General features: G+C 44.2%; 11 protein-coding genes and 1 riboswitch. Of the genes, 8 read left to right on the forward strand and 3 right to left on the reverse strand.

The features are described 5' to 3' along the window. The first annotated feature begins 3 nt into the window (after positions 1–3). Positions 4–100, forward strand: a riboswitch (TPP riboswitch). A 33-nt stretch (positions 101–133) separates the two neighbouring features. From Q1W14_RS05560 to Q1W14_RS05570, 3 genes are all read left to right on the forward strand, one after another. Next, positions 134–2,422: a TonB-dependent receptor gene (locus Q1W14_RS05560; protein ID WP_300699798.1), complete on the forward strand. Its 2,289-nt coding sequence runs from the start codon at positions 134–136 to the stop codon at positions 2,420–2,422. A gap of 62 nt (positions 2,423–2,484) precedes the next feature. After that, a complete protein-coding gene (gene pnuC, locus Q1W14_RS05565) occupies positions 2,485–3,084 on the forward strand; it encodes a nicotinamide riboside transporter PnuC (RefSeq protein ID WP_300699799.1) in 600 nt (199 codons plus the stop codon). A 17-nt stretch (positions 3,085–3,101) separates the two neighbouring features. Then, positions 3,102–3,710, forward strand: coding sequence for a thiamine diphosphokinase (locus tag Q1W14_RS05570; RefSeq protein WP_300699800.1), 609 nt, complete (start codon positions 3,102–3,104; stop codon positions 3,708–3,710). Between the two features lie 6 nt (positions 3,711–3,716). Here Q1W14_RS05570 and Q1W14_RS05575 read toward each other — a convergent pair whose 3' ends face one another. Next, a complete protein-coding gene (locus tag Q1W14_RS05575; RefSeq protein WP_300699801.1) occupies positions 3,717–4,625 on the reverse strand; it encodes a DMT family transporter in 909 nt (302 codons plus the stop codon). Positions 4,626–4,692: 67 nt separating this feature from the next. On the opposite strand from Q1W14_RS05575, the gene Q1W14_RS05580 reads away from it, so the two are divergent. The 5 genes from Q1W14_RS05580 (at position 4,693) to Q1W14_RS05600 (ending at position 10,349) form a co-directional block, all read left to right on the forward strand. Beyond that, the gene (locus Q1W14_RS05580; protein ID WP_300699802.1) at positions 4,693–4,860 is read left to right on the forward strand and encodes a hypothetical protein; all 168 of its coding nucleotides are present in this window, start codon (positions 4,693–4,695) and stop codon (positions 4,858–4,860) included. Continuing rightward, the gene (locus Q1W14_RS05585; RefSeq protein WP_300699803.1) at positions 4,845–5,156 is read left to right on the forward strand and encodes a type II toxin-antitoxin system RelE/ParE family toxin; all 312 of its coding nucleotides are present in this window, start codon (positions 4,845–4,847) and stop codon (positions 5,154–5,156) included. Before Q1W14_RS05580 ends, Q1W14_RS05585 begins: the two co-directional genes overlap by 16 nt. A 574-nt stretch (positions 5,157–5,730) precedes the next feature. Beyond that, on the forward strand, positions 5,731–8,136 hold the full coding sequence (locus Q1W14_RS05590) for a hypothetical protein (protein WP_300699804.1): 2,406 nt from the start codon (positions 5,731–5,733) through the stop codon (positions 8,134–8,136). 264 nt (positions 8,137–8,400) lie between these two features. Further along, a complete protein-coding gene (locus Q1W14_RS05595; protein WP_300699805.1) occupies positions 8,401–9,177 on the forward strand; it encodes a phosphatase PAP2 family protein in 777 nt (258 codons plus the stop codon). 26 nt (positions 9,178–9,203) lie between these two features. Continuing rightward, the gene (locus tag Q1W14_RS05600; protein WP_300699806.1) at positions 9,204–10,349 is read left to right on the forward strand and encodes a porin; all 1,146 of its coding nucleotides are present in this window, start codon (positions 9,204–9,206) and stop codon (positions 10,347–10,349) included. Positions 10,350–10,418: 69 nt separating this feature from the next. On the opposite strand, the gene thrC is transcribed toward Q1W14_RS05600, so the two are convergent. Next, complete coding sequence (gene thrC, locus Q1W14_RS05605; protein ID WP_300699807.1) at positions 10,419–11,720, reverse strand: threonine synthase; 1,302 nt, start codon at positions 11,718–11,720, stop codon at positions 10,419–10,421. A 6-nt stretch (positions 11,721–11,726) separates the two neighbouring features. Continuing rightward, the coding region (locus tag Q1W14_RS05610; RefSeq protein ID WP_300699808.1) for a cofactor-independent phosphoglycerate mutase at positions 11,727–12,747 on the reverse strand (1,021 nt) is incomplete at its 5' end.

Here is a 12,747-nt window from a genome sequence, read left to right on the forward strand (position 1 = left end):
TAGATTTCAACTAAGGGGTGCCCCAATATGACGGGCTGAGATCATACCCATTGACCTGATCCGGGTAATGCCGGCGTAGGGAAAAGAAGAAAAGTTCCCCTTTTCTGTATTTATCTAAACTAAATGATTGCAAATGAAGAGACATGCAATGATGGTCTGCCTTCTCATGGCAGCACTAAGTGTTTGTGCGCAAACACACCAAAAAGATAGCTTGCGAGTTATCAACCTAAATGAAGTAGAGGTTATTTCTACGCGTGCCACAGGCACCACACCCGTGGCTTTCACCAACGTAAGTAAAGAACAATTAAAGAAACAGAACTTTGGGCAAGACATTCCGTATCTGTTGACATTCACTCCTTCGGTATTGACAACAAGCGATGCCGGTGCAGGTATCGGATATACCAGCATCCGTGTCCGCGGTACGGATGCAACCCGCATCAACGTCACCACCAACGGTATTCCGATGAACGATGCCGAAAGCCACTCTATCTATTGGGTGAACACACCGGACTTTGCATCTTCGCTGCAAGACATGCAAATTCAACGTGGTGCAGGAACCTCGACGAACGGTGCGGGAGCTTTCGGAGCCAGCATTAATATGCAGACGCAGGGAATATCTTCCCAACCGTATGCCGAATTCTCGGGTTCATACGGTTCCTTCAATACCCACAAAGAAACGGTTAAAGTAGGTACAGGCATCATCAACAATCATTGGGGATTTGACGCCCGCCTCTCTAATGTACAGAGTGACGGATACAGAGACCGTGCCAGTGCCGACTTGAAATCTTACTTCGTACAAGGCGGATATTACAACGACAACACCACCATCAAATTCATCACCTTCGGTGGAAAGGAAGAGACTTATCATGCCTGGGACGGACTGGACAAGGAGACTTTGATGGAGTACCGCAAATACAATCCGAATGGAGAAATAGAAGATGATAAAGGAGATGTAATAGGTTTCTACGACAACCAGATAGACTATTACCGCCAGACGCATTACCAATTGTTGCTGAACCAGATACTTTCGTCCGCATGGAACCTGAATGTGGCGTTGCACTACACGGACGGTGATGGCTATTACGAAGAATATAAGAATGCCCGCACCTTGAAAGAATATGGTTTGCAACCTTTCGAAGCAAACGGAGAAACAATTAAGAAAGCCAACCTTGTACGCCGTAAGTTAGTGAACAGCGGTTTTGGCGGTGGTATATTCTCCGTAAACTACAACAACGATTGTATCAACGCATCCATTGGCGGCGGTTTGAACTATTACAAGAATACACACAACGGCAAGGTAATGTGGGTAAAGAACTATCTCGGCAACCTGGACCCCGACCATGAATATTACCGCAACATCGGCCGCAAAACAGACGGTAACATCTACGCCAAAGCCAACTGGGCAGTAGGTAGCGGCGTCAATCTTTATGCGGATTTACAATACCGCTACACCCGATACAAAATAAACGGTAACAACGACAAATGGGATTGGACCGCCAACCCCGGACATCTGCAACCACTTGCCATCGACGAAGATTTCAATTTCTTCAATCCAAAGGCCGGTGCATTCTGGAACATCAACAAATATAATAAAGTATATGCCTCTTTCAGTGTAGCCAACAAAGAGCCTACCCGTAATAACTATACTGACAACCTCTTTGCCGCGCGCCCCAAAGCCGAACGTCTGTTCGACTATGAGCTAGGATATACGTTCCAAAAGGATTGGTTCAGTGCAGGTGCCAACTTCTACTTTATGGACTACAAGAATCAGTTAGTGCTGAACGGCCAACTGAACGAGATTGGCGAGCCCGTAGCCGAGAACGTAAAATCCAGTTACCGTATGGGCGTTGAACTGATGGCAGGTGCGCAAATCGCCAGTTGGCTGCGTTGGGATGTCAATACAACCATCAGTCGTAACCGCATCAAGGACTACACGGAATATCTGAGCGATTACAACGAAAGTTGGAAAGAACTGTACAACGAAAACGGAAGTATCGCACAGACCACCCGCTACATCGGCAGCACTCCGATTTCCTTTTCGCCGGACTTCATGGCAAACAGTTTGATTTCTTTTGATTATAAAGGTATGAATGCTTCCTTGCAGACCCAATACGTCAGCAAGCAATATCTAAACAATGCTCATCAAGAAGATTGTACGCTGGATGCTTATTGCGTAAGTAACCTGAATGTAGGTTATACCTTCAAGTTACGCGGCATCAAGTCCGTTAATGTAGGTATAACCGTCTACAACCTCTTCAATGAAACATACGAAAGCAACGGATATGCATCCGGATCTGCCATTTACGAAGGTAAGAGCCAGACTAAAACAGCAGACAGCAAGTTGCTATATACATCAAACTATGCAGCCTATTATCCCAATGCCGGTATCAATGCATTGGCACATATTACGCTGAGTTTTTAATCGGCGTAGCGCCGGAACAAGATTCCCTTCCGGCGTGTCCGCCTTCTTAATTGACAAATGAAATGGAGCAGACACTCGAAATTATCGGTACTCTCGTCGGATTACTCTATCTTTGGTTTGAGTATCGCGCAAGCATTTATCTATGGATAGCAGGCATCATCATGCCTGCAATCTATATTTTTGTTTACTACGAGGCAGGACTATATGCCGATTTCGGTATCAACATCTACTACCTGGGCGCTGCCCTCTACGGATGGATGATGTGGAAATACGGAACGTTCCTGCGTAAAAAGTTGTTGCGAAAAGAAGCGGCACAGCCGAAAGAATTGCCTATTACGCGTATGCCGCTATGTTACTTACTGCCGCTCATAGCTGTATTTGTCGTTACGTTGCTGGGTATCGCCTATATATTGATAAACTTCACGGATAGTAATGTGCCATGGCTTGATTCGTTCACTACTGCGCTGAGCATTGTCGGCATGTGGATGCTGGCACGCAAATACGTAGAACAATGGTGGGCGTGGATAGCCGTAGATGCCGTCAGCACCGGATTATATATCTATAAAGGACTTGATTTTACCGCCGCTTTATACGGTCTATACACAATAATCGCTATCTTTGGATATTTCAAATGGAAGAAGATGATGGAAATTAGTGATTAACGATTAGTGATTGGTTGATGGAAATAGAAGCAGTAGTTTTGGCAAACGGGGACTATCCAACGAATCCCCTGCCTTTGAAGGTATTAGCGGAAGCGCCTTACGTAGTTTGTTGTGATGGCGGAGCCGATGAGTATATCCACCGTGGACATGTACCCGATGTTATCATTGGAGACGGAGATTCTTTGAGCGAAGAAAACCGGGAGAAGTACGGGCATATCTTGCACCGTCTCAGTGACCAAGAGACTAATGACCAAACTAAAGCCATTAATTTCCTACTGTCGCAAAACAAACGCCGCATTGCCATTGTAGGCGCTACCGGTAAGCGTGAAGACCATACTTTAGGAAACCTCAGTCTGCTCATAGATTACATGCGTGCCGGAGCAGATGTCCGCACCTATACCGACTACGGCGTTTTTATCCCCTGCCGGGATATGCGCACTTTCTCTTGCCGCCCCGGTCAGCAAGTTTCCATCATCAACTTCACCGCCCACGGTCTGCACGGTAAGGGATTAGTTTATCCCCTAAGTGACTTCACCAACTGGTGGCAAGGGACTCTCAACGAATGTACAGGAACAGAGTTTACAATAGATGCAGAAGGAGAGTATTTGGTAATGATCAATTATTAGTTATCACTATTTTTTCTTCTCCGCCACCTCTACAAAATAAACGCTGATACAAATCATCGCGATGGCGATGGCTTGTGTCCAACTGAAGCGGTCTTGCCCCAATGCCAAGGAAGTAATGGTAGTTACTACCAAGATCAGATAGCTATAGATAGCGACAACGGTTGTTTTGAGATACTTCAATCCGATAGGCACCAGGAAATAGCTAAGATAGGTAGGAAAGATTAAGACGAAAATAAGTACAGCCCACGGCATCCAGTGCCACTCCCCATGCGAAGCATCGGTAAACAAAGGAGCTTCCCAACCGAATATGCTAGAAACAACCAATCCCATGATTGCAGCACCGCCAAAGATATACTTCATCATTGTTACCACTCCCACTTCTTGAAGCAGCTTTTTGCTCACTATCAGGTAAATGGCAAAGACCAGTGAGCTAACAAGACAAAGCATATTTCCCGTAAACGCATCCTGCGCCAAGTCGTCGCTGCCTTGTGTGAGGATACACAGCAACGCCCCACCAAAGCCTAAAGCGATACCGATAATCTTCATTACCGTTGCCTTCTCGTGCAGGAAAAAGACTGAGATCAAGAATACCCAAATGGGCTGCATGGAGTTGAATATGGCACTGGATACAGGAGTTGTCTTACTGATACCCAGCAGATAGCAGAACAAAAAGCCATAAAGTCCGAATGCCCCGAGACAAAGTAAACGAATCCGCTGCTGCCTTGATGCAGTAGCTTCTTTTACAAAATATCCTGTTATCCAAAATGCCACTGCGGCAAACGTAACCCGCAATGTGACACCCGTCAATGCTCCCAGCCATACAGGAAGCAAGAATTTTAGCGCATTCATGTTCAATCCCGCCATAACGCGCGAAGCAATCATACTCAAATTCCCTTCCAGTTTCTTATCTTTCATAAGTTTACTTTTTTGGCAAAACAATTTTTTAACCAAGAATGTTTTTAAAGGAAAAGGAGATTACGTTATGGCAAAAACAAAACAAGAGCAAACATTACAACAAGAAAAACAAATCCTCAAATTCTCCATCCGGTTACGCCATGACATCAGAATTGCCTGCCGACAACTGGATGAAGGACAAGGACAAGAGGATGTAACCATTAATCAGGAGGTAGAAGCATGGTTAAGCAAATAAGTTGGTCACCCCTCGCCAAAGAGGCATTAAAAAGTCTTCTGCTTTCTTCACAGGAGAAGCACGGTAACAAGCAGTACAGCCAAACTATGTATATGTTGTTCCAAAACGCACTACATCGCGTCACTCTCAACCCATTCATCGGTCAAGCCACCGAAACCGAAAACATTCGCTACATTACCCCGCACCCGGACTATACCCTTTTCTACCGGCATAGCCTTCAGAAGATAGAGGTTCTTGTACTTTGGAATAACCGTTATAAATTGGGTAAGATGGAAAATGTGCCCAAAGAAGCCTAGCAAGGAGGCGGAAAAAGCAATTCTTGTCAAGAGCAGATTTATGCATAATTAACGCCAGGAGCCTATCTACAGCTTCGGTTGGGATAATCTTATCCCCAAAACAGACGGTCTGTTTACTGTAAACACATCATCTGTTTGTCCGAAACAGATGGTCTGTTCAGGGCAAACGCATCATCCGTTTTGCCTGAGCAAATCATCAGAATGACGAAGGTTTGCTCCCGAAATGCCGCAGGTTTTCGGGACAAATGCCCGGCATTTTAGCTGCTAAGGTGTGGCATTTCGGTTACTAAGGTGTGGCATTTGGGGAGCAAACATGCGGCATTTAGAAAGGTGAAGCAAGAGGGGATATAAAAAAAGGAGAAGCCATGCTCCTCCTTTTATGCTAATTTAAAATTGAATTAGAATCAAAATTGCAGTTACAAATATACAACATCCCAAAGCCGATGTCAAGTGTTTCCGTCTTTTTTATTGCAAACTGCACAGATTTATCAATAAAGTATCAAGAACTTCTTAATTTCGTGAAAACAGATTATATTTGTCTTTGTCTAATAAATATTACCCATTAACATCGAATATGGAAAAGCACTTATATCTTTTCGTCATCGCGGCATTCATTCTACTAACAGCGTGTAGTAAAAGCACTGCCCCGGACCCCATCAAACTGACCTGCAATATCAATACTTTCGATGCCCCGATATCATGTATAAACCAGTCTCCCACTGATCCCGATAAGCTCTATATCGGACAGGAAGATGGTTGCTTCATCGAAAAAGTCGTCAACAATTACCATACATATTCCATAAACAGCAACCGCAGAATATACGACATCCTGGAGTACACCCAAGATACCCTATTCATAGGCACCCGGGATGCAGGTCTGAAACTGTTTACCAAAACTTCCGAACAGACGCAATCTTACTACATCAAAGACAAGAATCTGAATTATTCCGTATATAGCCTTGCCCGGGACGACGCCAATCAGATATTATACGTCGGTACAAGTAATGGTCTGTACCAACTGAAACTTCAAGATAAAAACAGTTGCCACGAACTGCTTCCGGTCAGAATCGGTAAAGGCGACAAGAATTGTAGCATCAACAAAGTATTGATAAAAGACAAGAAGCTTTACATCGCCAGCGACTTAGGCTTGTTCATCGTACAGCACCCGGAACAAGATTTTAAGCGTCCTGTCATCGACTCCCTGACAACCAACATCAGTATCTACAACGATACCGTATATGCCTTATTGGAGAATGCCATTATCAAAGTAGCTCCCAATAAAGAGAAAACCTTGATGCGCAAAGGTAAATATTACCTGTACGCACAAGGACCTAACAAAGCTGAATGGTTCATCACAGGTAATTCTATTTTATACATCCAAGACCAACAAACTTTGGTATATGAACTACCCGACGGAATCAGCATCACCGCCAAGCAACTAGGAGCCCTAGGGAATGATTTCCTATACCTGGCATGCAAAGAAGCACTGCTTGCCTTTGCTCTGCGCCAGCATTCCGCCGATTCAGAAAACAACGTGATTGCAGTCAGCGCCAAGAGAACCGGAGACAGCATCTATTTTATCACCGATGACCTCCGACTGCATCTGTACAAGTTCATCTACAATCATCCGGAATCCAAATCCAAATCTTTGGGTCCCATCGAAGGCTTGGATGTAACCGGCAACGACATCATTCGATTTCTTGAGACCGACAAGAATACTTTCTTTCTGGCAACCCGAAAGAAACTCTACAAAATAAAGAACAACAAGGCAGAGATTATTTTGCAGTTCAGCAATTCCAAAGGCCAGAATAATATCACCACCCTATACTATTCCCCAGCAGAACAACGTCTTTATATCGGAACAAGAAGATACCTCGGCATCGTAGATGATAAAGCGAAGCGCATCGTCACCCCCATCCCCATCGTTCCCAACCAAGCCCCCAAAGACACCATTGATGCTTATATCACCGGAATTTGCGAGAACGGAGATAGCATCTATGTTGCTACCTTAAACAAAGGATTGTATGGAAAACCTCTAAAGAAAGAACAAGCCCCCTTCCAGCAGATACGTGATTTGTCAGATTACGAAAGCACCTACGGCCTAATAGCCAACGGAAAAAATATCTATTTGAATACCTCACTAGGCATCGTCAACGAAGCCAACTCCAAACTTCTCCCAATCAGACATGTAAAGGACATCGCCGGTGTACTCGAAAAGAATCCCAACGAAGGCTTCTTTATCCTTTATTACTATGGTTTGAGCTTCCAAGGTCCGGACAGCCCCGAAGTCCCCACACCTTTGTTCAATGATTTAGCTTTCAGCAAGTCTTGCATCGCCGTCAACGGACGTAAAGCCGTAGTAGGATGCAAGTCAGGCTTGTTCCTTTTCGACGGCAAAGCCGAACTAACCCCCATTTCCATAGCAAAAGAGAAGTACTCCTATACTATCTACCTCCTCATTTCAGCCATAACCCTCATAATATCCATTGGCATCTTCTTCCTTTTGAAAAGAAAGAAACAAACCTTCCAGAGCCCATCGGAAGCCAACTTGGATGAAAAAAGGATAATTTTGGATGATCCCACAGATAATTTGGACGAGATAGAGAAAGATATTCAAGCCATCGACAAGCAAGCAAAACTATTCTTCGACACCCTGGGAATCAAAAAAACCGAAGCCGAAGAAGACATGCGCCGTGAACTGAAACAAATCTGCCTCGACTTTGCCGACAAGCATCCGGAATTAGGCAAACTATCCTTTATGAAGCGCAGAGGCAAAGAACGCTACTTCATCACCATACTACTATTTATAGAGGATATCGACGCTAACATCATCTCAAGAGTATTAGATGTAGATCAAGCAACAGTAACCCGCCACAAATATAATGTCCGGAAAGAAATAGAACAACTCTACCCCGAAAATGAACCTGATTACAACATTATCCGCCTGCTCTACGAACGCGTAAGCACAAGAAAGAAATAAACTTCATATTTATATTACTAAAAGAGTAGCATTGGAAAGATTTTTATCCGTCTTTCCAATGTTTTTTTCATCCTTTTTTCTACTAGGACAATCTTGTCATACGAAAGGATTGAAAAAGTATTTTTAGGATAATCACGAACGTTACTTTTGCTCCCATCAAACACGAGCCACCCGGCAAGAGTCCGACAGCTCGAGTATGATAAAAACGTTTTTCGAAAAACCTATAAACCTTTTTAGTAATAACCGTTTAAAACATCCTTTATCATGAAAACAAAATTTACCTTACTTCTATTGTGTTGCGTCCTTTCATTCAATGTATTTGCACAAGAAAAAAAGATTAAAGACACAAGAACCAATCCTGATTTATACTTCCTTGAAGAGTCAGAAGTAGCTAACAGTTTAGATTTATTGCCTCCTCCTCCCGAAGCCGGAACTATCCTTTTCTTATACGACAAGGAACGTTATGACTGGGGAAAACTACAAAGAGATACTCCAAGAGGAGATCAAGCCGCACAAGACGCCCGCGTAGATGGCAATGGTGTACCTTTGGCTTTCTCTGAAGCATTCGGAATCGAGATATCTAAAGAAAAAACTCCTGAGATTCATAAACTCATAATTAATATGAGAGAAGATGCAGGCGACTTGGCTACCCGCGACGCAAAGAACCACTACATGCGTGTCCGCCCTTTCAGCTTCTTCAATGAGATGACCTGCAATCCTGAACAACAAAAGGAACTTTCAACCAACGGTTCATATCCTTCAGGACATACTGCAATTGGTTGGGCTACCGCACTTGTACTGTCAGAGATCAATCCGGACCGACAAAATGAGATTCTGAAGAGAGGCTTTGAGATGGGACAAAGCAGAGTAATCTGCGGATACCACTTCCAAAGTGATGTGGATGCAGCTAGAATTGTTTCTAGTGCGGTTGTTGCCCGTCTTCACGCTAATGACGCTTTTATGAAACAATTGAATAAAGCTAAAGCAGAGTTTGCCAAACTTCAGAAAGCAGGAGCCGTTCAACCAAGTAACCGTAACTAACCTTAACACCTCTAAAACCGTATATTATGAAAAAAATTATGTTGTTAGGATTGTTCATCCTATCCTTGTTTGCCGTACAGGTGAATGCACAAGAAGAAAAGACATTGAAAGTGAACCCTACCGGAAGAATTTTGATGGATGGAGGTTTGTTTCACTCCGATAATAAAGAGTTTGTGGATGGAGTAGCCATACCCGATGCCCGTGTAGGTGTTAAAGCATCCTACGGAAAGTTCAAAGCAAAAGTAGATATAGGGTATGCATACGGAAAGATAAGTCTGAAAGATATCTTTGTGGAAAGACAACTTTCGTCCCACTCCCTACTACGTGTCGGGAACTTCGTCCACCAGTTCGGTTTGCAAAGTTCTACAAGCTCGTCTATGAAGGTCACGATGGAAGAACCTACGAGCAATGAAGCATTCTTTAATTCAAGATTGATCGGAGCGATGTATATGTACGATAAAGGAAGCTTCTTCGGTACAGCAAGCGTACATGTAGAAAGCGAAGCACTTAAGAAGAAATCGAACGAACTTGGTAAGATGGGATATGGTGCTATGAGCCGCTTGGTATATCGTCCATTGCGCAATGACGGAGCTTTGTTCCAAGTAGGTATATCGGGAGGTTACGAAACTCCCAGATACAATAGCGATGAGGCATTGAACCATACCAGTTTTGATCTGGGTGCCAATTTCCCGACCCGTATAGCCAAAGTAAGAGCCGTGAATGCGCTGATAACAGATGCCAAGAATCTGTTCAAGTTTACTCCGGAACTGGTAGCAGCCTACGGACCTGTAGCATTAGAATCGCAATACTATTTCCTCCAAGTCAACAGAGAGAAAGGGTTCACGAACTACAAAGCAAGCGGAGTTTACGGCATCCTGAGGGGATTAGTGATTGGCGGTGACTACAAGCATTCGCATACAGATTGCGGTATAGCCACTCCGGCTCCCGGTTCATTTGAGTGTGTCCTCGGTTACAACTATACGGATATGTCGGATGCTAAAGCCGAAATCTATGGGGGACGGCTGAACGATGTTTCGTTTACCGTGAATTATTATCTGAACAAGTATATGATATGGAGATTCAGATACTCATATACCCGGACTACAAACAGGCAGGGAATTGACAATCAATCCTTGAATGCATTCCAGACAAGATTCCAAATTATATTTTAAACCAACCTTAACTTTAAAAGAGGGAGTATGCTGTTCGTTCAGCTTACTCCCTCTTTTGCATGTTCGTTATTATAAACTCATCAGATATTGTTTGAAGTCTGCAAAGTCTTTTGACATCGACAAGCTTTTCTTCTCGCCCCGCATAAAGGCTTGCAGTTTTTCCGGTATCTCTACTGCTTCGCCGATAATCTTCTCTACCGTATCCTTGAACTTAGCCGGATGTGCCGTTTCCAGGAAAACACCCGTCTCGCCGGGATGAAGTCCTTCTGCTAAGGCACGGAAACCGCAAGCTCCATGAGGATCGAGCAGGTAACGGTCTTCTTTCCAAACCTTTTTCATGGTTTCGGCAATCTGCTCGTCGGTATAAGTAGTACCGCTGATTTCGGCAGAAATGTCAGCATGACTGCCTCCATAAAGGTCGAGCACGCGGGCAAAGTTACTCGGATCGCCTACGTCCATAGCATTGGCAATGGTAGCAATGCTGGGACGGGGCGAGTAAACACCGGTCTGCAAATATTGGTAGAATATATCATTGCGGTTATTAGAAGCGATAAAGCGTTTCACCGGAAGTCCCATGCGCTTACCAAAAAGTCCGGCTGTAATATTACCAAAGTTACCGCTAGGCACACAAATAACTGCATTATCGGCTTTGCCTGCACGCTTCAACTGCGCGTATGCATAGAAGTAATAGAATGCCTGCGGCAGGAAACGGGCTACATTAATGGAGTTAGCACTGGTCAGTTGCAGGTGTTCGTTGAGTTCTCCGTCCATGAAAGCAGCTTTTACCAAAGCCTGGCAATCATCGAAAGTACCGTCTATTTCAAGAGCAATAATGTTCTGTCCTAAAGTGGTGAATTGTTTTTCTTGTATTTCGCTAACTTTGCCTTTCGGATAAAGCACATATACATGAATACCTTCCACACCCAGAAAGCCATTAGCTACGGCACTTCCCGTATCACCGGAAGTAGCTACCAGTACATTCACCTGCTTTTTTCCTTCTTTGCGGATGAAGTAACCCAAAAGGCGTGCCATGAAGCGGCCACCCACATCTTTAAAAGCAAGTGTAGGACCGTGGAACAGTTCCAAAGAATAAATATTCTCCGTAACTTGCACCAAAGGAATGTCGAAACTCAATGTATCATATACAATCTGCTTCAATACATCAGCAGGAACATCTTCTCCAAAGAAAGCATCGGCTACCCGGTAAGCTATTTCCTGAAAACTGAGTGTGTCGATGCTGTCGTAGAATTCCTGTGGCAATGGTTTGATCGTAAAAGGCATGAAAAGTCCTTTATCTGCGGCAAGTCCACGTACTACCGCTTCTTCAAGGGTAGCTTCGGGGGCTTGTTTATTGGTACTATAGTATTTCATTATGGGTTATTTCATAAATTCATTAATAAACTCATCTTCTTTCATTAATCCGTAACTGCCATTGCAGACGGCTACTTCGTCGAAGGTTTCTACCTCGTCCGGCTCAATGCCCGGATACCAAATCAAGAACGGGACAGGTTCGGAGGTATGTGTACGAAGTTCACAAGGTGTAGGATGATCGGGCAGCACAGCAATGGCAACGGGTTCATCCCAATCTTTTACTGCTTCGTAGATGGGACCTACGGCACGTTTGTCCAGGTTTTCAATAGTGAGTGTCTTCAAAGGGATATTCCCTTCATGACCCGCCTCATCACTTGCTTCGATATGCAGATAAACAAAATCATCCGTTTTCAATGCATCCAGAGCGGCAGCCACTTTATTTTCATAGTTAGTATCGTACAATCCGGTAGCACCTTCTACGGTGAGGCGACGCAATCCGGCATAATAGCCGATACCATTAATCAAATCGACTGCGGAAATCACAGCACCCCGTTTCACTTGCGGGAACTTATCGGCAAGGCGTTCCATCTGCGGACGATAACCGGGACTCCACGGCCAAATGCTATTGGCTGGGTCTTTACCTTCGGCCATACGCTTTTGGTTGATAGGATGATTCTGCAAGATTACCTGCGAACGCAGGATTAAATCGTTAATAAGGTCGGCAGTCTTTTGAGGGGTTAAGTCTGCTTGTCCTTCGGGTGTGGTAATATTCTCAGTTCCCGCCATCGGTTTCACCATTAATGGACGGAAAGGTTTTAAAGGAACATCGTGCGGCGGTGTACAATCAATACGCTTGTCTCCACCCTGTATCACTAATAAGTGACGGTATTGAACCCCTGTATAGAAACGTACACGCTCATCCCCCAATTGTTCTTGCAGATATTTCACCAGCACATCCGCCTCTTCAGTGGTGATATGTCCGGCAGAATGATTCTTGATGTTATCTTCTTCAATGCAGATTATGTTGCAACGCATCGCCATTTCGCCCGGCTGCAAATCCACACCAATACTTGCCGCTTCCAATGGA

Origin of the sequence: Bacteroides sp. (genome assembly GCF_030151085.1) — a bacterium.
In the GTDB taxonomy this organism is placed as follows: Bacteria; Bacteroidota; Bacteroidia; order Bacteroidales; family Bacteroidaceae; genus Bacteroides.

Excerpts from the sequence above, each read along its gene's own strand:
- Q1W14_RS05560 (WP_300699798.1), top strand. The coding sequence starts at position 134 with ATGAAGAGACATGCAATGATGGTCTGCCTTCTCATGGCAGCACTAAGT.
- pnuC (WP_300699799.1), top strand. The coding sequence starts at position 2,485 with ATGGAGCAGACACTCGAAATTATCGGTACTCTCGTCGGATTACTCTAT.
- Q1W14_RS05570 (WP_300699800.1), top strand. The coding sequence starts at position 3,102 with ATGGAAATAGAAGCAGTAGTTTTGGCAAACGGGGACTATCCAACGAAT.
- Q1W14_RS05575 (WP_300699801.1), bottom strand. The coding sequence starts at position 4,625 with ATGAAAGATAAGAAACTGGAAGGGAATTTGAGTATGATTGCTTCGCGC.
- Q1W14_RS05580 (WP_300699802.1), top strand. The coding sequence starts at position 4,693 with ATGGCAAAAACAAAACAAGAGCAAACATTACAACAAGAAAAACAAATC.
- Q1W14_RS05585 (WP_300699803.1), top strand. The coding sequence starts at position 4,845 with ATGGTTAAGCAAATAAGTTGGTCACCCCTCGCCAAAGAGGCATTAAAA.
- Q1W14_RS05590 (WP_300699804.1), top strand. The coding sequence starts at position 5,731 with ATGGAAAAGCACTTATATCTTTTCGTCATCGCGGCATTCATTCTACTA.
- Q1W14_RS05595 (WP_300699805.1), top strand. The coding sequence starts at position 8,401 with ATGAAAACAAAATTTACCTTACTTCTATTGTGTTGCGTCCTTTCATTC.
- Q1W14_RS05600 (WP_300699806.1), top strand. The coding sequence starts at position 9,204 with ATGAAAAAAATTATGTTGTTAGGATTGTTCATCCTATCCTTGTTTGCC.
- thrC (WP_300699807.1), bottom strand. The coding sequence starts at position 11,720 with ATGAAATACTATAGTACCAATAAACAAGCCCCCGAAGCTACCCTTGAA.